18 protein-coding genes are annotated in these 19,606 nt (G+C 30.6%); 7 read left to right on the top strand and 11 right to left on the bottom strand.

Going from position 1 to position 19,606, the window contains the following annotated elements:
- Nucleotides 1-113: 113 nt before the first annotated feature.
- From hemC to QZU90_RS07695, 4 genes are all read right to left on the bottom strand, one after another.
- Complete coding sequence (gene hemC / locus QZU90_RS07710; protein ID WP_296856494.1) at nt 114-983, bottom strand: hydroxymethylbilane synthase; 870 nt, start codon at nt 981-983, stop codon at nt 114-116.
- Nucleotides 984-1,158: 175 nt separating this feature from the next.
- The gene (gene cfbE / locus QZU90_RS07705) at nt 1,159-2,808 is read right to left on the bottom strand and encodes a coenzyme F430 synthase (RefSeq protein WP_296856492.1); all 1,650 of its coding nucleotides are present in this window, start codon (nt 2,806-2,808) and stop codon (nt 1,159-1,161) included.
- Between the two features lie 122 nt (nt 2,809-2,930).
- Nucleotides 2,931-4,802 (bottom strand): bifunctional NADP phosphatase/NAD kinase, encoded by a 1,872-nt coding sequence (locus tag QZU90_RS07700; RefSeq protein WP_296856490.1) that lies wholly within the window; start codon nt 4,800-4,802, stop codon nt 2,931-2,933.
- 42 nt (nt 4,803-4,844) lie between these two features.
- On the bottom strand, nt 4,845-5,303 hold the full coding sequence (locus QZU90_RS07695; RefSeq protein WP_295608537.1) for a pyruvoyl-dependent arginine decarboxylase: 459 nt from the start codon (nt 5,301-5,303) through the stop codon (nt 4,845-4,847).
- 326 nt (nt 5,304-5,629) lie between these two features.
- On the opposite strand from QZU90_RS07695, the gene QZU90_RS07690 reads away from it, so the two are divergent.
- From QZU90_RS07690 to ade, 4 genes are all read left to right on the top strand, one after another.
- Complete coding sequence (locus QZU90_RS07690; RefSeq protein ID WP_295608705.1) at nt 5,630-6,037, top strand: translation initiation factor IF-5A; 408 nt, start codon at nt 5,630-5,632, stop codon at nt 6,035-6,037.
- A 239-nt stretch (nt 6,038-6,276) separates the two neighbouring features.
- A complete protein-coding gene (speB, locus tag QZU90_RS07685; protein WP_295608703.1) occupies nt 6,277-7,206 on the top strand; it encodes an agmatinase in 930 nt (309 codons plus the stop codon).
- Nucleotides 7,207-7,480: 274 nt separating this feature from the next.
- Entirely contained in the window at nt 7,481-8,698 is a 1,218-nt protein-coding gene (locus QZU90_RS07680; RefSeq protein WP_295608701.1) for a TIGR00300 family protein, read from the top strand.
- Between the two features lie 133 nt (nt 8,699-8,831).
- Nucleotides 8,832-10,700: an adenine deaminase gene (gene ade / locus QZU90_RS07675; RefSeq protein WP_296856487.1), complete on the top strand. Its 1,869-nt coding sequence runs from the start codon at nt 8,832-8,834 to the stop codon at nt 10,698-10,700.
- Nucleotides 10,701-10,838: 138 nt separating this feature from the next.
- Here the strand turns inward: ade and QZU90_RS07670 are convergent, their stop codons facing one another.
- Together QZU90_RS07670 and QZU90_RS07665 are read right to left on the bottom strand one after the other, a co-directional pair.
- Entirely contained in the window at nt 10,839-11,285 is a 447-nt protein-coding gene (locus QZU90_RS07670; protein WP_296856485.1) for a DUF447 domain-containing protein, read from the bottom strand.
- Between the two features lie 44 nt (nt 11,286-11,329).
- Nucleotides 11,330-11,452: a hypothetical protein gene (locus tag QZU90_RS07665; RefSeq protein WP_296856483.1), complete on the bottom strand. Its 123-nt coding sequence runs from the start codon at nt 11,450-11,452 to the stop codon at nt 11,330-11,332.
- Between the two features lie 195 nt (nt 11,453-11,647).
- On the opposite strand from QZU90_RS07665, the gene QZU90_RS07660 reads away from it, so the two are divergent.
- Both QZU90_RS07660 and QZU90_RS07655 read left to right on the top strand, forming a co-directional pair.
- A complete protein-coding gene (locus QZU90_RS07660) occupies nt 11,648-12,661 on the top strand; it encodes an SIS domain-containing protein (RefSeq protein ID WP_296856480.1) in 1,014 nt (337 codons plus the stop codon).
- Nucleotides 12,662-12,834: 173 nt separating this feature from the next.
- Nucleotides 12,835-13,506, top strand: coding sequence for a flavodoxin family protein (locus QZU90_RS07655; RefSeq protein ID WP_296856478.1), 672 nt, complete (start codon nt 12,835-12,837; stop codon nt 13,504-13,506).
- A 176-nt stretch (nt 13,507-13,682) separates the two neighbouring features.
- On the opposite strand, the gene QZU90_RS07650 is transcribed toward QZU90_RS07655, so the two are convergent.
- The 5 genes from QZU90_RS07650 to QZU90_RS07630 form a co-directional block, all read right to left on the bottom strand.
- Nucleotides 13,683-13,889 carry a histone family protein gene (locus tag QZU90_RS07650; protein ID WP_295606323.1) on the bottom strand — a complete coding sequence of 69 codons (207 nt, stop codon included), beginning with the start codon at nt 13,887-13,889 and terminating at the stop codon, nt 13,683-13,685.
- A 408-nt stretch (nt 13,890-14,297) separates the two neighbouring features.
- The gene (locus QZU90_RS07645) at nt 14,298-14,942 is read right to left on the bottom strand and encodes an Hsp20/alpha crystallin family protein (protein ID WP_295606238.1); all 645 of its coding nucleotides are present in this window, start codon (nt 14,940-14,942) and stop codon (nt 14,298-14,300) included.
- A 535-nt stretch (nt 14,943-15,477) separates the two neighbouring features.
- Nucleotides 15,478-16,530 (bottom strand): NOG1 family protein, encoded by a 1,053-nt coding sequence (locus tag QZU90_RS07640; RefSeq protein ID WP_295606242.1) that lies wholly within the window; start codon nt 16,528-16,530, stop codon nt 15,478-15,480.
- A 197-nt stretch (nt 16,531-16,727) separates the two neighbouring features.
- Complete coding sequence (locus QZU90_RS07635; RefSeq protein WP_296856477.1) at nt 16,728-17,285, bottom strand: TIGR00296 family protein; 558 nt, start codon at nt 17,283-17,285, stop codon at nt 16,728-16,730.
- Nucleotides 17,286-17,538: 253 nt separating this feature from the next.
- Nucleotides 17,539-18,909 carry a TldD/PmbA family protein gene (locus QZU90_RS07630; RefSeq protein WP_295606248.1) on the bottom strand — a complete coding sequence of 457 codons (1,371 nt, stop codon included), beginning with the start codon at nt 18,907-18,909 and terminating at the stop codon, nt 17,539-17,541.
- 150 nt (nt 18,910-19,059) lie between these two features.
- Between QZU90_RS07630 and pyrI the strand changes: the two genes are divergently transcribed.
- Nucleotides 19,060-19,521 carry an aspartate carbamoyltransferase regulatory subunit gene (gene pyrI / locus QZU90_RS07625; protein WP_295606251.1) on the top strand — a complete coding sequence of 154 codons (462 nt, stop codon included), beginning with the start codon at nt 19,060-19,062 and terminating at the stop codon, nt 19,519-19,521.
- Nucleotides 19,522-19,606 lie beyond the last annotated feature (85 nt).

Genomic DNA, 19,606 nt, shown 5'->3' with positions numbered 1-19,606 from the left:
ATAAATTTTTGATTTCATGAAAATTCAAGTTTTTTCATGAAATGCAATTATCTATTAAAAAAATATTAGAATAATTAAATTTTTAAAATCTAATTCAAGGATTTTCAGCTATTTTAAAGGAATTCAAGCATATTTTTGCCTATTTTCCTTCCCATTTCCTCAGCTTCTCTTATGCTGCCCCTAATTGTTTCCTGATATAGGATTTCCCCATTCTTATCAAGCAAGATGGAATTAAGTTCTAGCTTGTTGTTTTTTATTCCAGCTATTGCTCCAATTGGCCATTGGCATCCAACCCCTATCTCTTCAAGGATAGTCTTTTCAGCAAGCACTTCCTGGAATGAGAAATAATGGTTTAATTTGGCTATTGTCTCTTTAAATTCACTGTCTTTTCTGGTGATTACTGCTAAAGCGCCTTGGCCGGCTGCAGGCATAATATAATCTGTTGGGAACTGGGTTTTAATGTATTTTTGAAGGCCTAATCTATTCAATCCCGCTTCTGCCATGATTGTCGCATCCACTTCTCCATCCATGACCTTTTTGATTCTTGTTTCAACATTTCCTCTTATTGGCTTTAATTCAAAGTCCTTGTCGTGGAGCTTGCAGAATGCTTCTCTTCTTAAGCTGCTTGTTCCAAGTGTGGAACCTTCCTCAAGTTCGCTCCAGCTGTAGTTTGAGATGAGCACTTCGTTAGGACTTTCCCTTGGAGGAACTGCAACAATCTCAAGATCCTCGTTCAATTCGGTTGGCACATCCTTTAGGCTGTGTACTGCAAAATCAACCTCTTCATCAAGTAGTGCGTTGTCAAGTTCTCTTGTAAAAAGTCCTTTAGAATCCATATTATATAACTGGGAGTTTGTTATCTTGTCTCCTTTGGTCTTTATGATATTCTTTTCTACTTCTTCTCCAGTGATATTGTATAAACAGCTTCTGATGTAGTCTGTCTGTACAAGTGCAAGTTTACTTCCTCTAGTTCCAACAATCATTTGATTCGCCTTAGCTTTTTATATGAAATTTGTGAATTTATAAATTTGATTTAATTGATTAATAGATTAAATTGTGATTAAATCATTGTTTTAATCTTTAACATATTAATTTTGTAAATTATTCTTAATAAAATTATTTAAATTTTTAATATTTTTTATTTTAATTTTTTTAATTTTAACGTTTAGAAACTTGGGAATAATTTGATCTATAAATAAATAGGATATTTTTATTATTGTCTATTGCTATGTTTTGAGCTTCCTGATAATCTTCAATAAATTCCATTTTAAATCTATTTTCTTCCCCTTCCCCATTTAATGAGCTTATTTTATTCTCTAAACTCTTTCCAAGCTCGTCTGTTAATATTAAGTTAGTGTTTGGATTATGAGTCAAGTATTCGTGTAAGAATTTAGATAGTTTGTCTTCGTCTATCTCTTCACATGTAACTCCATACTTTCCACCAATGATTATGTAATAATTGTCAATGTCCTTTATCATATTTATTGAGCTTTCAATAGCTTTTGTATTTATGCCCGGATTGATTTCTTCAATAATTCTTAAACCATTCTCAGCATCGATTTCCCTAACATTTGTTCGCCCATCGATTCCTTTAAATTTTGATAAAGCATTTTGAATGGTTTCCTCTTCTATGCCTAATGCAAGTGCAGTTGTTGTAGATGCTAAAACGTTTAGGATATGATGAGGTCCTGGTGCAAAGCAACCTACATCAAGTTTACCATTAATTAATTTTCCATCAATAGTTTTTAAGTCATGATAAATGACCTTTGCATTAGTTTTATCAATATTGTAATCAATGGATTCGCAGTAGACATTTGCATTTCTGTCAGTTAAGGAAAAGCTATTGATTTTATTTTTGAATTCCTCTTTTTCATTCGGATAGAATTCATTCAATGTTTCATATTCAATCACAACTGCTGGGGATTTGAAGACTTGTCTTTTTGCGTTTCTTGCATCTGATTTGCCTTTTGCAATGGAATAGTTTTCAACAAGATTAGTCAAGATTCCAATGTCAGCCAAACCGCAAATTCCTAATGAGTTTTCAAAGATTGCCATTTCATAATTCAAATCAGTATATGGATTTTCATCAAATTCTTCCTGAATATCACTTTCCGCCATTCTTTCATCCAAATCAAGATTCTTATCGCATATTGGAAATGTGCTGCATTTTGGATTTGCTATTTTTTTAGCTAGTTGAATGGTGTTTATGATATTTGCTGGAGTGATGCTAATATCCTTTTGTAAAATAATCTTCTGCTCATTATCATTATTTTTTCTAAATAAGTAAGCCCCTAAGCTGGATAATAGTAAAGTGTCTTTATTGTTTTCTAAAAATATTTCCTTTAAGAGGAATGCAACGCTTGTTTTTCCTTTAACTCCAGTTATTTCAATGGTTTTTATATTTTGATTCTTTGTTTCCTCTTTCCAAAGAGATAAAACAAGTTCTGTAGCTTGATGATGGTTTATGATATCATATTGATTTAATATCTTGTCCTTATCAGAGCCAATTAGATTAGCTATTTCAACCAATAATTCTTCAATGTTTAATGATGAGTGAATTGGATTGATTATTAGGTCCTTTTCCCATCTTTCTCCAATCTTTTTAATGGAATTTAATTTTAGCTGATTTTTAAATGAGTCCAAATCATTTATTATATTAACATCATAAGTGATTAAAAGATCTTCTTCTTCACTTTTCAATGTATTGTATAAGTCATAAGCATATACCTTTTCATAATTTCCTGATTTGGCAAGTTCTGAGGATATCTTGACTCCTCCATGTGTCAAATCAACTAAAAAAACATTCATTGTTTCAACTCTTGATTAAATAATTATTAGTAAAAAATTGCAATTGAATAATAAAAAATAAAAAAATTAAAAATAGATTTGATTTGAAAATAAATTAAATGGAAAGATTAGTAGTAGAGCATTTATAATACTCTGTTAATGCTGTCTAATCCTCCTTCATTAAGTTTATCCTTAACTTTCTTGTAGAAGTATTTCTTATTGATTCTCATGAAGTAAACGTCTTTTTCAGATTTCTTGATAACGAGCTCTTCCATATAGTTCACTTCTTTTTGAATTTGCCCATCCATTACGAAGATTGCTTTCTTACCTCTTTTAAGGAGCTTGATTCTGATTTCACTTCCATCAGATACAACAAATGGCCTTACTCCAAGTTTGTATGGACAAATTGGCACTATAATGAATGCACCTACTTTAGGGTCTACAATAGGTCCCCCTGCAGACATTGAATATGCTGTTGAACCACTTGGTGTAGAGATGATCAATCCATCTGCCCTTAATTCCTCTACAACTTCTCCGTCTACAGAGATTTCATAATGAAGCATTTTAGCAGGTCTTGCAGTCATGATTACAACTTCATTCAATGCACGGAAAGTTTGGTTTTCGTGGGAAATGATGAGCTGTGTTCTTTTCTCTTTAGACCATTCTCCATCTAATATTGCATCAAGAGCTTCGAAAGTGTTTTCAACTTCAATTTCAGTCAAGAATCCAACAGTACCCATATTGATTCCAAAAATTGGAATTTCCTTAGTCAATTGGTTTTGTGTTCTTAGCAGAGTTCCATCTCCTCCAAGAATGATTGCCATATCTGTTCTAAGTTCATTCAACTCTTTTGCATAATCCCTAAAGTTGTAGTTGAAGTTCAGGCTTTCAATATGCTTAGCGATTTCCGGAGTTTCATTCATTGTTTTTGCAATGATCTTATGGAGTTCTGGATTTTCTTTGATTTCTTCCAGCTTTTCTGCAAGTGAGGATTCAATAACGGTTTCCATGTTTTTTTGAATCAATGTCTCAAAGATTTTAAGTGAGAACAATACGGACTTATACTCGTCAACTCTACTGACGATTGCAACGCTTTGAATCTTATCCAACTCGTCATTGTTTATGATTTTGATTATTTGATTATGCAAGTCAGGATTTCCTGCACTTACAACAACCGCCTTTTCGTAGATGCTTAATCTGCTGTTTAGTTTTTCACCGTACTTATCGGTTACAATAGCTCCAGCTTCCTCTACGATAAGCTTTGAAGCAGCAATATCGATGATTCTACTTCCTCTCAAATCGAGAAATGCATCGTATTTTCCGCTTGCAACATATGCAAGTTCCAGTACTACAGAACCTAATACTCTCATCCTTCTTGCAGTGTCCACTAATTTGGATACGGATAATGTCTTGCTTTTGGTAAATCCTCCCAGGCTTATTTTTGTCAAGTCAGTTTCACTGCTTGGAGTCATTGGCTCCCCATTTCTTTTTGCTCCGTTTCCTTTAATGGCTTCATAGAAGTTTCCATTAGCATAATTCTTTACGAATCCTAATTGAACATCATTTAAGGTTGCTTCTCTTCCTTCAGGCACATTAGCCACTGCAATGGACATACCATATGCTGGAATGTTCTTTATTGCATTGCTTGTTCCATCAAGAGGATCGATTAGGAATATGAATCTAGGTTTATCTTGGTCTTCCCTTTCCTTTTTGGTTTTAGGAACATTATTAAGCAATTCTTCACTAAGACTGATTGCTTCCTGTTTTCCTTTTCCTAGCTTAAGTTCACCTATTTCCTCACTAATCAGATAAGACTCAAAATCAGCATCCTTAAGAAGTTTGATTACTTCATCTTCTGCTATGATATCGATATAGGATGTAGGGGTGCCGTCTGCACCTATTTTAACAAATTCCCCAGCTTTTGGATTTCCAACTTGCCCTTCAAGGAGATTTTCCACTTTTTCAAAAACTGTGGTGGCTATGTTTCTGCAAATATCTATATCCTCTTGATTCATTCTATCCCCTCAATAATGTTCTTTTGATTAAAAATTTATAAATTATTCTAAAATATCTTCTCTAATGTAGATTACTGCAGCTATTGCAGATCCTATTTCTTTCACGGTATGATGTGCTTCCTCTACAATTAATTCCTTGATTCTTACATTACGCTTATCCATCATGTACTTTACCATTTCTATTGCTTCACTCTTTATGTCTTCTGGATTTTGATTTGTTCCGTTTGCCTCAACGACACATCCAAGTTCATCACCGATAGCCACTGCAACACATGCAATAAGCTCATCTCCTTCGTTATCTGAGGTTAAGCTTGATAAAACGCAGTTTACCATTGATCCTGCTTTCAATTTAGGCAATTTTTCCACTTTGGTATTAGCTTCAAGCATGCTAGAAACTTTTATTAAGTTCACATCACCTATTTCTGCTTCATATAAAGCATTATCAAAAGCATTCAATTCTGTTGGCCCTTCGCTTGAACCTGAAACAATAGCTATTCTCATTATACCACTTTGTTTTAAAAAATTTGATTAATATTCTGATTAATATTTTTTATTTTTTATTTTTTAATCGTTTATTTGTCTCACTTTGATTAAAAAATTTTTTATCTTAAATAATATTTATCTTTTATAATATATTAATTTATTAAATATTATTTCGTATATTCCATTTTGACATATTTTTCATACGAAAGTTTATATATAATTTTAAATTAATATATTATTAATCTATATTTTATTAGGTTAATCGTATTTAATTTCAAAAAATGAAATTAAATAAATAAATTTCAATTAAATTTATTTTTAATTATTATTGTGAGGTTATTTTAATGTCAACCAAAGTTGTAGAACTTAAAACCGTAAAAGTCGGAAAATATATTGTATTAGACGGAGAAGCTTCTAAAGTAACTAGCTTAACCACTTCATCCCCTGGTAAACATGGGGCTGCAAAAGCAAGATTAGAAGCTGTTGGTATTTTTGATGGTCAAAAAAGAAGTTTAGTAAAACCTGTAGACACTAAAGTAGAAGTACCTATTCTTGACAAAAGAATTGGTCAAATTTTAGCTGTTATGGGTGACCAAGTTCAAATCATGGACTTAGAATCATTCGAAACCTTTGAATTACCTATACCTGCTGAATTCGATGAAGAAATCAGAGGTGCTGTAGGTACTGACTTAGGTGTAGAATATATCATTGCTTTAGGCAATATGAAAATCATGAGAACTAAAAAAGTATAATTTTTTAGTTTTTTTACACTTTTTACGGATTTTTTTAAAATCCGTTTTCAATCTTTTTTCAAATCAAATCAAATCTAAAATCAAATCAAACTTTTTTTATTTTTTATTTATTCTATTTTTAATTAATTACTTGATTAACTGAGGTTTTTCAATAATTCAATTAATCAATTAATTAATTATTTTTCATGATAAATTCAAAAATAAGAATTATTATAAATATTATTAAATCAAGTGATAAAATGCTTTTCAATACTTATGAACCATGGAAATTTGCTTTTTCAGCAGAATCTATAGATTTAAATAATTTAGATAATGGAGATTCTAATGATTCTAATGAATCAAAAAGGTGGGGGATAATTGGAGTTCCATTCGACAGCACTTGTTCCTATCATCATGGTTCAAGGTATGGTCCAACAATCATTAGAGAAGCATCATTTGGATTTGAACAATACAATTCAACATTCGAAAAGCTTTTGGATGGTGTATTTTATGACTGTGGCGACTTGAATGTTGTTCATGGAAACTGCAGAAAAACTTGTGATTCTCTTGAAGATGCTGTAAGAGAATTAATTGAATCCAATATCAGGCCGATTATCATTGGTGGTGAACATAGCGTAAGCATAGGATCCCTAAAGGCATTAGCTGATTTTGAAGAGAATAAAGATTTATCTGACATTATCATTATCCATTTAGATGCTCATAGAGATATTATTGATACATATATTGGAGAAAAGGATTCTCATGCTACAATTATGAGAAGAGTCCATGATTTGAATCCTAAGGAATTGATTCAAATAGGAATCAGATCTTTCTCCATTGAAGAAAAGGAATTTGTTGAAGGTAAAGAGAATATCACTAGCTTTTTAGCAAAAGACCTTTTTGACGATTTTGATATTCTTTTGGAAAAGCTTGAATCAATTGAGGGAAAAGTTTACATTTCCATTGATATGGATGTAATTGACCCCGCATTTGCACCATCTGTAGGAAATCCAACTCCGAATGGATTGCATCCTGTGGATGTTGAAAATATTTTTGAAGCATTAGCAAATAATGAATCTATTGATATAATTGGTTTTGACCTTGTAGAGGTTGCAAGTGATAAATTAGGCGATATCACTGCTGTTCTTGCAGCTAAAATGATTTATGACTTCTTGACATTATTTGCTTAAATTTTTTTTAATATTCAATACTTCATGACCCGATTTTTTCGTTAGTTATTTTTACTTTTTATTTAGCCATTATTATTTAACAAATAATATAAATATTACTTAAACACATATTTTAATTATAATTTATTATTTACTATAAAAGTAAAATAAAAATTATTAAAAATTAATATTATTTAAAATTAATATTATTACAAGTCATTTTTACAAAAATAAAAAAATTATTAATAATTTATTAATCATATTTACAAATTATAAAAAATTAAGGAGATTTTTGATGTATAAGAGAGAAATAGAATTGTCTGGTCATATCATTGATTCTTTAACTCTTCCTAAAACCATGGATATTATCATGGATAATGGTGGAGACTTTGATATACTAGAGTTTGATATAGGAAAACGCAAATCTGATACTAGTAAAGCTAAAATAATGGTTTCAGCAGAATCTCCCGATATTTTAAATTCTATTCTTGATGAACTTAACTTTATTGGGGTTTCAATATCTGAAATTGAAGAGGTAAACTTAGTGCCTTCTCCAAAAGATCAAGTAGCTCCAGAGGGTTTTTATTCAACAAGCCATCATGTTACTCATATTTACTACAAAGGTGAATGGATTCTTGTAGAAGAAATTGAAATGGATTGCCTTATTGTCATTGATGAGGAAAACAAGACTGCTAGATGCAAGCCAATTGCAGACATTAAGGAAGGAGACTTGATTGTCGTTGGTAGAGAAGGAGTAAAAATCACACCACCTCAAAGATCAAGAGGTAAGCAAGGCGTATTTGAATTCATGAACAGTGAAGTTTCTTCCGAAAAGCCAATGATGAGCATCATTAATGATGTTGCAACTGAAATTAAGAATGTCAAGGCAAATGGCGGAAAAATAGCTCTTGTAGGAGGGCCAGCTATTGTTCACACAGGTTCTGCAGGAATTGTTGCACAACTCATTAAGGAAGGATTCATTGATGTGATCTTTGCAGGAAACGCATTGGCTACTCACGATATTGAATGTGATCAATTCGGAACTTCCCTTGGTGTAAATGTAAAAACCGGTGAAGTTGTAGCTCATGGTCACACTCACCATATGAGAGCCATTAACAGAATCAATAATTCCGGTTCAATTAGGGAAGCTGTTGAAGATGGAACCTTAAAAAGTGGAATCATGTATGAATGTATTAAAAACGATGTTCCATTCGTTTTGGCAGGATCCATTCGTGACGACGGACCTCTTCCTGATGTGATAACAGACACTGTTGAATCACAAAAGTTAATGCGTAAGTATGCTCAGGAAGTTGACATGGTCATTATGATTTCAACTATGTTGCATTCCATTGCAACTGGTAACCTATTGCCTTCAAGAGTTAAAAGTATTTGTGTAGACATAAACCCATCTACTGTTACTAAACTTGCAGATAGAGGCAGTGCACAAGTTGTAGGTATTGTAACTGATGTAGGAGCATTCTTGCCTGTTTTATACAATGCATTACATGAATAAATTTATTTTATTCTTTTTTCTTTTTTTAATTTTTTAATAATTTTTAATTATTTTTAATTTTTTTTATATAAGTATTTTTAAAATTTGTATAATTTTTCTAATAATTTACTTAATCTTATCAATTGGTGTCAAAATGGATGAAAGAATTATAGATGTGGATGGAAATGAAATTATAATATCTGTAGATGGTATTGATGATTTTGAAATTGCAGATATAAGCTTTGAGGATGCAGAAGAGCTTGAAGGTGACCTTATAATAACTGCAAAATATCTTAATGTTGAATTTGGAGAAGTTTACCCTGCGGAGATTGTAATTGAAGATGGTCTGTTTAAAGAGGTCATTCCAATCATCACTGATGACGATAACGAACTTGATTTGGATTATGATGGCATTTTAATACCAGGGTTTATTGATTCACACATTCACATTGAAAGTTCAAAATTATCCCCTTCCAATTTTGCTAAAGCGGTATTGCCTTATGGGACCACTTCTGTAGTGGCGGATTCTCATGAGATTGCAAACGTTTTAGGAATTGATGGAATTAATTGGATGGTGGAGGATGGAAAGTATGTGCCATTTGATTTTTATTATGCTGTCCCATCATGCGTCCCCCATTCTAGCTTTGAAAATTCAGGAGCGGTAATTACAAGTTCTGATGTAAAGGAATTGCTGAAACGTGATGAAATGGTTGCTCTTGGCGAAATGAATTTTCCAGCAGTTTTATCCGGTGATGAAGAAGTTTTAAGGAAAATTGAAGGGGCTCATAAATTAGGAAAACCTATTGATGGTCATGCTCCTTTATTGTCTGGTGAAGACTTGAAAAGATATGTCTCATATGGAATTACAACTGACCATGAATGCACTAGCTTTAGCGAAGCTATTGAAAAGTCTCGTCTTGGAATGACAATCATGGTTCGTGAAGGATCATCTGCTAAGGATATGGATGCCCTTTTAGATTATGATGATAGATTGAATTACTTGATTGAAGAGGAAATGGCGGGTAATGCGGTTATAGAAAGCATTGATGATGCTATGTCTATTCCACCATTTGAGATTTTAGTATGTGATGATATTGATGCTGAAGACTTGTCTGAAGGGCATTTGGACAGAGTGATAAAAAAAGCCATTTCATTAAAAATCAATCCTAAGGAAGCCATTAAAATGGCAACATTTAATCCTGCAGAACATTATGGATTAAATTGTGGTGCGATTGAAGAAGGCAGAATTGCAAATTTCGCATTGGTTGATGACTTAAGAAACTTGAATGTCAGCAAAGTTTGGGTTCATGGAGAGCTTGTCGTTGATGATGGTAAAGTCCTATTTGAAACAGAAATAGCCGAATCAAAACCTAGCATTGTTTTAGATGAGGTTAAAGCTGAGGATTTTGATGCAAAAATGGAAATGAGTTGGACAAATTCATTAATGGATGAGACAACTAATGTTTTTGCAATTAAGGCATATGACAGCAGTATTCTTACAGAAAAGTGTGAAGAGACCCTGCTTGTTCAAGATGGTGTAATCCAATCGGATTTAAATAAGGATGTTGTTAAGATTGCTGTAGTAAACAGATATGGTGGAAACAATATAATGAATGGTTTCATTAAAGGGTTCAATCTTAAAAAAGGAGCTTTCGGAGCTTCAGTGGCACATGATTCTCATAATATTTTAGTCATAGGAACAAATAGTGAAGATATGGCTAAAGTGGTTAATATTATTAGAGAGCATCAAGGTGGACTAGCAGTTTATTCATCAGAAGAAGATCTTTGTGAAGTTTTAGAGCTTCCAATAGCTGGGCTAATGTCCAATAGGGATATTGATTATGTGGCAGATAAAAATAGAAAACTAGGAGAGGCAGTAAATAAATTAGGATGTAATTTAACATCTCCATTTACTACTTTATCCTTTATGGCATTGCTTTCAATTCCTCATTTTAAAATAAGCAATCAAGGGCTATTTGATGTGGATAAGCTTGAATTTATAGATTTAATACATAATTTTTAAATAATTTATTATTTAATCTTTTTTTATTAATCTATTCTTTTTTTATTTTTTTATTAATTTAAACTATTTTTATTTTTTTAAATTTTAATTTTTTTTATTAATTTAAACTATTTTTAATTTTTAATTATTTTTATAACCCTATTCTTTTTTCAAAATCTCAAATCCTTGATTTATCAAATCATCTTTTAGGATTTGAATTGATTCTTTTTCCTTTTCATTTCCCACTCTTTTGATTACTCTTTCGGATTCTAAAAATCTTTCAATGAAATATTTTCGTGTATCCTCATCAACAATGTTTATTCTGGAATAATTTACCAATGCCTCAGTCAATGCATGAATTGCTCTATTTATTGGTTTAACGCATTTATTTTTAATATTGAGCTTAACTACTTCTGATTTAATGAAATTGACATCGCTTGATTTAATGTCATCTTCTCTTAGGGATGTTTTCAAACTTTTAACTTCACATATGAAATAAGCATCAGCATCAGTCAAATATGCCAATTCATTACTGCTTTGGGTTTTATTAGAGATTCTGGTCAGATATTCGTCAGGAATTGTATTTGTTGTTGCGAGAGTAAACATTAATGGGTCAGTTGTGACATTTACGACGAATTCTTCTTTTTCTTTTATTCCAAGACTCTTAGTCCAAATGGTGCAGCATTGGATTTTCCATTATTGTCTATTGTAGTGATAATGACTTCATATTGCTGGTCTTTATACATGCCTATTTTTGTTAAATCAATTTCCATTTTTTGCCTCTAATTAATTGTTTTTAAATTCTATTAGTATTTATTAATAATTAATTATATAAACTTTTTATAGTATAAATGATAAAAGTATATATAATATATTAAAATAGCTAAAAATTAAAAATAATGGCTTTAATAACTTAATTTTAATAAAAAAGTTTATAAGATTGTTATTTCAATTTATAAGGTGGTTTTATGAAATATCAGATGTATTATGAAATGATGGAACAACCAGAAGCTTTAAGAAGGACTTTTGCTTCTGAATTGGATAATATGGCTAATATTTCTAAATTAGTTGAATCTGTTGATACTATCTATTTAATTGGATGTGGAAGTTCTATTTCCACCTGTTATTCTATAAGGGATGCATTGGCATCTGTATCTGATTTAAGAATAGAAGTTTTCACTGGCTATGAATTCTTATACAATAAAAAATTAAATGAAAATGAAAATTCATTGTTTATTGCAACTTCCCAATCTGGTGAAACTGCTGACACTTTAGCCGCTTTAAGGAGAGCTAATGAATTTAATATTGACACTGTTTCAATTTCAAATGAACCTGAAAGTTCAATGATTAAGGAAGCCAAATATCCTGTCAAAACCTTAGGAAATACTGAAACAGCCATTCTTGGTACTAAAACTTATATCACTCAATTAGCATGTCTTTATCAAATTTTATTTGCAGCTTCAGGTTATGAAAAGGCGGATGAAATTTTAGAACAGTTATCTGCTATGCCTGATTTAATTGAAGATCTTCTAAAAACTACTGAAGAAGACAATAAAAAATTGGCAGAAGAATTAAAAGATGAAGAAGGATTCTACTGTTTAGGTAGCGGTGTTAACTTTGGTCTTGCATATAAATTGGCTATGACCATGTTGATGGAAGGGGCTATCAAGCATGCTTGTCCACTTTATTCATCTGAATATAGGCATGGTTTAATAGAAAGGGCAGAAAAAGATGTTCCTCTAATTTTCTTGGATGCTGACTTGGAAAGTGATGAGTTGACTAAGATAGCTATTAGAAATTCCAGGAATGAATTATCTGCAAATGTGATAATATATAACCTTAAGGATTATGCAGATATTAATCCATTGCTTGCACCATTTATACTTGTAATACCTTTAGAATGGTTTGTTTACTATTTAGCACACTTCAATGGTGAAGATCCGGGCAGTACAAGACATATTGGTAAAGTAAGATACGAATAGTTTGTTTGATTTTTTTGGTAAATGAAAAATTCTTTATCTTTTTTCATTTTTATTTTTAATTTTTTTTTATTATTTTGATTTTTATAAGATTTTTATAAGAATTTTTTAATATTTTTTATAATTAATTCAGATATTTTTTATTAATTTTTTTAAACAGATTATAACGTGATTTTATGGATTTTTATATAGTGAATGGCGGTCCAAGAAAGAAATTTAACACTGCCCAATTATTGGAAAAAGCAAGTCAAGGCATTGTTGATGAATTAAAGAAGAACCATGATGAAGAAGAAATTAACATTCATAATGTTCATCTTTATGACTTGGATTTCAAAGGATGCAAATCATGTTTCCATTGTAAAAAGATTGGCGGGAAATATTATGCGCAATGCCCTATCAAAGATGACTTAAGGGATTTGCTTCCTAAAATGAAAGAGTCTGATGGAATCATTTTTGGAAGCCCTATTTACTTTGGTGAGATAACTGGAGAACTCAGATCCTTTTTTGAAAGGTTTTTATTTTCTTTATTCGTTTACGGTGGAGAGTCCAATGCTCCTAAAAGAATGCCTATTGGAATGATTTACACTATGAATGTTACTGAGGACATATGCGCTCCGCTTTATGGCAGCACATTTGATCTTTTAGAAAGCAATCTTGAAAATGTTTACTCAAACCCACATTCATTAAAGGTTTATGACACTTATCAATTTACAGATTATTCCAAGTATGAAAATTATGCATTTGACCCTGAATTAAAAGCTAAAAGGAAAGAAATACACTTCCCAATTGACTTGAAAGACGCTTATGGTTTAGGTGTAAAAATAGCTCAAGATACCTTGAAAATTTAATTTTCCACTTCTTTTTTTCTTTTTTTTTAAAATTAATTTTTTTTAGTTTATTATAAAAATATCTAATAAAAGTAGTTTAAAATGTTTAAATTGTTAAAAATAGTAAAAAATATAAAAAAATAGTAAAAAATAAAATAAAATTTTATTAAAAATGTTTAAAAGAAAAGTTAATACACTTATTCTTTGTCGATAGCTAATGCAATATCATCTGCTTTTACAGTTTGTCTTTTTGCAATTTTAGCGTATTCAATTGCTTTTTTAGCTACTGCTGCTGCGTCAGCTTCTAAGTATTCTACTAATGCAACTACAGCTGCATCACTTACTCTTTCAGCACCAGCATCTTTAATAATCCTATTTACAGGAGCTTTAGGAATTGCCATAATTTTCACCTCCGTTATAATAGTATAGTAATATTATATCATTACTTAGTATTAAACCTTTTCCCTTTTTTTCACTTAAATTTTCTTAAATTCCTATATCTATATTGTCAATACTTATTTTTCAAATATATTTGAATTTTAGATTTATTTTATAAAAATAGTTAATAATTTATAATATTTTAATATTTGAGAAATTTATACATAATTTAGCATTGAAAATTTGAATATGAAAAATCAAATTGAAAATGAAAAAAATATTTTTGCAAGAAAATCTTGCAAAAATTAAAAAAAGTTAAGGTGTTTATGTTGTGTTTAATAATTTAAAAAATTAAAAAGATTAAAAATTAATTTAATCTTTTTAATGTTGAGATAATTGTTCGAAATAATTTATTAAATAATTTATTAAATAATTTATTCGATGTCTATTTTAGTTTTAGGAACTATTCTTTTTGGAATTGTTACGAATAAGGTTCCATTGTTGTGTTTTGCAGTAATTTCTTCTTTTACAATGTCTTCAGTTAAAGTAACTGTTCTGTCTGCTTCACCTGCTTTGATACCGGAAACAATTAAAGTTGCTGGGTTTTCTTCAGTACTTTCAATGTTTTTCATGATGTTGTCAAAGCATGCTTTGATGGTTACAGAGTTGTTAGTTGCTTCAATGGAGATGTCTTCTTTTTCGATACCTGCTAAGTAAGCTTGTAAGTAGTAGAAATCTTTGTTTTCTGCTAAGTCGATGCTGATATTTCCGGTTGCAACGGTTTCTTTGTAGCCTTGGTATCTGGTATCGAAATTCTTTTGAAGAGCTTTCATTGCAATAATGGTGTCATCGATAGTTTTACTAAGGTTTTCACCAACTTTTCCAGCAACATCTTTACTTTTGTTTAAGGTTTCATCGAATTTTTCTTTGTTAGCCTCATTTCTTGCTTCAGCTTTGGTTCTGAAGTCTTCTCTGAATTTTTCTGCTTTTTCTTTTAATTCGTCAGATTTGGAAGTTTCTACTTCTACGTCAACTTCTTCAAATTCTACTTCAATGTCTTCTTTTACATCTTCAGGCATTTTAATATCTCCTTTACATTATTTTTTAAAATTCATAAAACTTGTACCTATGTTTTATAGATAAAATTTTTATAAATTATAAACATGATCTGTAAATTTTATAAAATTTTTTTATAAAACTTAGTGTACATTTATTTCTAATGTATACTATATGACTCATATCTTATAAATATTTCTATGAATTGTATACATTTTACTCATTTAGTATACAAAATTCTTAATTTTTTTAAGATTTTTCTCAAATTTTTCAGAAATTCAAAAAATTTAGAATTTTTAAGTATACTTTTTATTCATAATGTATACTAGTAATTCATCATTTATAAACTTTTCTATTTTAGTAATAAAAAGTTACTAAAAGTTTGATAAAAAAAATGTTGAATTAGAAAATGATTTTTTAAAAATAGTAAAAAAATAATAAAATAATTATAAAATATTTATAAAATAATTATAAAATAATTAAAAAAATAAAATTAATGGAAAAATAAAAAATAGAAAGTAGAATAAAAATCAAAAAAAAAGAATCATGAAAAATTACTTATGTTAAATCAAAGTAATTTTCATCATCTTCATATTCGTCTTCTTCTTCAATTCTTTCTCTTTTTTCAACTTTCATTATTAAGTCAATGATTTCTTCAATACCTTCTCCCTCTGCAGCTGAGATAAGCAATGGATCTTCACATTTATCAATGTACTGTTGTACATAATCATGTCTTATGCCATCATACTCAGCAATATCCATTTTATTGAATAAGTAGATGATAGGAGCATCAAACACATTTTGAATCTCTTCTAAAAGATTGTATTGATTTTCAAGAAGGTATCCGCAGGTTTCAGATCCATCAAAAATGAACAATATTGCATCTGCCAAGTGTTCAAGAGCTACCATAGCATTCAATTCAATATCATTCATGTCTCCAATAGGTCTATCCAATAAACCGGGAGTGTCAATGATTTGGTAATGCTGCCATTTTTTCTCAAAGTGTCCTATTTGAATACCTTTTGTTGTAAATGGATAGTTAGCCACTTGAGGCTCTGCATCTGTAATGTGGGTAAGCAATGTTGATTTACCTACATTTGGGAAACCTGCAATTACAATGCTTATTGCATCAAAGTCAACAGTAGGCATATTCCTTAAGGATTGTTTTGCAAAGTCTAAGAAGTCAAGATCCTTTTCAATCTTATGAACAACTGAAGAGATTCTTCCATAAGCCTGTTTTCTAAGGCCAGTTGCCCTTTCAGAAGAGGATTTTCTGATTTTTGCACCATATTCCTTTTCGAGCTGGGTAATAATACCATAAGCCCAATTAAGTGCACCTAATGCTTGCTTGAAATCATCTACACCTACAGTGATGTCTATATAATCTTGATAAAATTCAGGTAACTCTTCGATTTCAGGGGTACGGTCCAAGATCATTTTAAGTCTATCTTTAATGACTTGACAAGCAGTGATTACTCTTGTTTCTTCGATACGTTTGCCTTTTAAGTGTTTAGGCATCTTTTCTCCTCTTCTTAAATCAGCTGCCTTCTTACCTCTTCTGAAACCTTTATCTAATAATTCATCTGGAGTTGGAATAGTTGGTAACATCATTTTTTATCACCATGTAATCATAATAATTTATTTTTTTAATAATTTTAATAATTTTAATAATTTTAATAATTTTAATAATTTTAATAATTTTAATAATTCTAATGATTCTAATAAAATTTGATAATTTAATAGTTTAATATTTAATAATTTTAATAATTATAATTCTATTATTTAAGTTAATACTTTTATAAAAAGCTTTATTTAAATATTTGCCCTTGGAATTTGTATACTTTTGTATTTTTATCTAACCATGCATCTGGTCTAAGTCCTGCCTTCATGCAAGTGTGGGATAGGAACTCTTCTTTGTCCATATTGTGTTCTGGAGCCACTTGTGGCAAGAGCAATCCTCGGTAGAATCCACGTTCAACAATCAATCCATCTTTTCCAATGATGATGTTGTCTAAATAATCGATTGGCTTTTCAACTTCAATGACTTGTGGCTTGGTCAAAACAGTAATCTCATAATCGAGTGAATCCAATTCACTTTCATCAACACTTGGAAAACGTGGATCTCTCATTGCTGCAGAAATTGCTGAATCAATGACAGCATCAATCAATGGGTAAACAGGTTCAGGGTAACCGATGCATCCCCTTAGATTATTGTGTTTGTTCAATGTGACAAAAACTCCAAGTTCCTCATGCATATAGTCTGGACAATCTGAAGGTGTGTCAATTTTTCTATTCTCTTTGACATATGTTTCAATAGCATCTTTTGCTACACTTAACAAATATTTTCCATCATCTTCACTTAACATATTTCCACCTTCAAATTTTTTCATGATTATTTTTTAAGATTTCAATGTATATTTTTTAATAGTTTAATGTATTTTTTTAGAAATTTTTCTAAAATATCATTTTTAGACTACTTTATCTACATATCTTTTTATCAATTCGTTTACTATTTAACATGAATAGTTTATTTTAATTATATCTTCAATTAAATTGATAGTAAAGAAATTCAATAAAAAATTAATATATTTAATTTTTAATATACAATAGCTATTTGATTTAGCTACTTCCACCTACCATTGCATTCAAGATTCTGGTGTGTGGTCCGCCATCACCGACTGGTGCAGTTTGTCCACCTTTACCACAGTAACCGACACTAAGCTTGAAATCTGAACCTATTCCATCAACACCTTTAAGTGTTTCAAGAATGTTTCCAGATAATGAAACATCACGGAAGTGATCTGCAAGTTCACCATTTTCGATCTTGTATGCTTCAGTTGCATTGAATTGGAAAATTCCTTTACCGGTATCAACTTGTCCTCCTCTTGAGCCCTTAAGGTAAATTCCATCCTTGATGTCTTCAATAAGTTCTTCGAAGCTTAAGTCTCCAGGTTCAAGGAAAGTGTTACTCATTCTGACAATAGGTTGGTCACTGACTGAGGACCTTGCATTTCCAGTAAGTGGGATTCCTAATTTGCCTGCACTTTCTCTTGAAGTTAGGAATGATACAAGCTCACCATTTTTAACGATTTGATTCTTTCTGGTTTTGACTCCTTCAACGTCATATGGGTAATAGCCGAATCCGTCTTTGTAACTAGAATCGTCATAGATGTTTACAATGTCTGTTCCAATTTTCTTGTTCATTTGATCATGCAAAATTGAATCATCCTGAAGGACAAGGTCTGCCTCAACAGCATGCCCTACAGCTTCGTGAATGAACACTCCAGTGAGATTGTTGTCAGCTACAATTGTAAAGCGTCCTGATGGAGCTGGCTTTGCATCCAATAGTTCAGTTGCTTTTTCCCCAATCTTTCTTCCAAAGGATTCAATGTCTGCATCCTGCAATATTTCGAACCCTTTCACTCCACCTAAACTGCCATGGTTGAATTGAATCAGTTCTCCATTAGAAGCAACTGCATTAAGTGCAAGTGCCACTCTTGAACTGTCTACAAGAATTTCACTCCCTTCACTGCTTACAAAGGCAGTTTGGCTTTCACCATCTGAATAGCTGACTGTTGTGCTAACTACCTTTCCAACATTGCTTGCCTTGTTTGCTTCCTGAATCAATTCCTTCTTATCTTCAATGCTAACATCACTTACAGATATTTTTCTATCGGTCTTTACATTATCCTCTATAATTTCACATTCTGCAAGTTCAATGTCTCCAGTAAGTGAGTTTGATATTTTAATTGCCTTTTCACTTATCTCCTCTAATTTAGAGAAGTCGTTTGTAGAAGCGAATCCCCATGCTCCATTGTTCAATACTCTTATTCTTGCAACAGTGGAAAGGCCTGTATTGATTTCTTGAATTTGATTGTCTTTCATGATTATGCTTGTATTGTTTCCTTTTCCTGCTCTTATATCTGCATAATCAACCTTATCATCAATTTTAGTTAATATCTTTTTAAATAAGTCTATATGCTCTTCCATTTTAAGACTCCTTTATTTTATCTCATTAATTAGTAAATTTTTATAAAAGTTTATTCATTTATTATTTTATTGTTTTTAATAGATATAACTATTCATAAATATGATTTTATATAATAAATTATAAATAAAATTTAAAAGATATAATTATTCATGACTAAACATGAATTGAAAGTTAAACCTATTGAAAATGGTACTGTAATTGACCATATTCCTGCCAATAAGGCACTTCAAGTATTGAAAATATTAGGTCTTCCAAAGGAAGGAACAAATGTTACCCTTGCTATGAATGTTTCTTCAAAATTAGGTTTTAAGGATATTGTGAAATTTGAAAACAGGGAGTTGGAACATACTGAAATAGATAAGATTTCCTTAATAGCTCCTGATGCAACCATTAACATTATACGTGATTATGAAATTGTTGCAAAGGATCAGGTTAGAATGGTAAAGGAATTAAATGGAATTGTAAAATGCACCAATCCTAAATGTATTTCAAATACTGAAGAACCTATTGAAAGCAAGTTTTATCTTGTTGAATCAAATCCAATTACAGTAAGATGCCATTATTGTGAAAGATTGGTTCAAGCAAATGAGATTTATAATCAATTTGAATAATTTTTAAATTTTTAAAAAAGCATTTTTTTATTTTTATCTTAAAAATCTCATTTTAAAAAAAGTAAAAAGAAGTAAAATTACTTCT

The sequence above is a fragment of the uncultured Methanobrevibacter sp. genome, from assembly GCF_902784195.1.
Taxonomy (GTDB): Archaea; Methanobacteriota; Methanobacteria; order Methanobacteriales; family Methanobacteriaceae; genus Methanobrevibacter.
The sequence above is the reverse complement of the archived record's forward strand: the minus strand, read 5'-3'. Positions and strand labels throughout refer to the sequence as shown.

Excerpts from the sequence above, each read along its gene's own strand:
- hemC (WP_296856494.1), bottom strand. The coding sequence starts at position 983 with ATGATTGTTGGAACTAGAGGAAGTAAACTTGCACTTGTACAGACAGAC.
- cfbE (WP_296856492.1), bottom strand. The coding sequence starts at position 2,808 with ATGAATGTTTTTTTAGTTGATTTGACACATGGAGGAGTCAAGATATCC.
- QZU90_RS07700 (WP_296856490.1), bottom strand. The coding sequence starts at position 4,802 with ATGAATCAAGAGGATATAGATATTTGCAGAAACATAGCCACCACAGTT.
- QZU90_RS07695 (WP_295608537.1), bottom strand. The coding sequence starts at position 5,303 with ATGAGAATAGCTATTGTTTCAGGTTCAAGCGAAGGGCCAACAGAATTG.
- QZU90_RS07690 (WP_295608705.1), top strand. The coding sequence starts at position 5,630 with ATGTCAACCAAAGTTGTAGAACTTAAAACCGTAAAAGTCGGAAAATAT.
- speB (WP_295608703.1), top strand. The coding sequence starts at position 6,277 with ATGCTTTTCAATACTTATGAACCATGGAAATTTGCTTTTTCAGCAGAA.
- QZU90_RS07680 (WP_295608701.1), top strand. The coding sequence starts at position 7,481 with ATGTATAAGAGAGAAATAGAATTGTCTGGTCATATCATTGATTCTTTA.
- ade (WP_296856487.1), top strand. The coding sequence starts at position 8,832 with ATGGATGAAAGAATTATAGATGTGGATGGAAATGAAATTATAATATCT.
- QZU90_RS07670 (WP_296856485.1), bottom strand. The coding sequence starts at position 11,285 with ATGTTTACTCTCGCAACAACAAATACAATTCCTGACGAATATCTGACC.
- QZU90_RS07665 (WP_296856483.1), bottom strand. The coding sequence starts at position 11,452 with ATGGAAATTGATTTAACAAAAATAGGCATGTATAAAGACCAGCAATAT.
- QZU90_RS07660 (WP_296856480.1), top strand. The coding sequence starts at position 11,648 with ATGAAATATCAGATGTATTATGAAATGATGGAACAACCAGAAGCTTTA.
- QZU90_RS07655 (WP_296856478.1), top strand. The coding sequence starts at position 12,835 with ATGGATTTTTATATAGTGAATGGCGGTCCAAGAAAGAAATTTAACACT.
- QZU90_RS07645 (WP_295606238.1), bottom strand. The coding sequence starts at position 14,942 with ATGCCTGAAGATGTAAAAGAAGACATTGAAGTAGAATTTGAAGAAGTT.
- QZU90_RS07640 (WP_295606242.1), bottom strand. The coding sequence starts at position 16,530 with ATGATGTTACCAACTATTCCAACTCCAGATGAATTATTAGATAAAGGT.
- QZU90_RS07635 (WP_296856477.1), bottom strand. The coding sequence starts at position 17,285 with ATGTTAAGTGAAGATGATGGAAAATATTTGTTAAGTGTAGCAAAAGAT.
- QZU90_RS07630 (WP_295606248.1), bottom strand. The coding sequence starts at position 18,909 with ATGGAAGAGCATATAGACTTATTTAAAAAGATATTAACTAAAATTGAT.
- pyrI (WP_295606251.1), top strand. The coding sequence starts at position 19,060 with ATGACTAAACATGAATTGAAAGTTAAACCTATTGAAAATGGTACTGTA.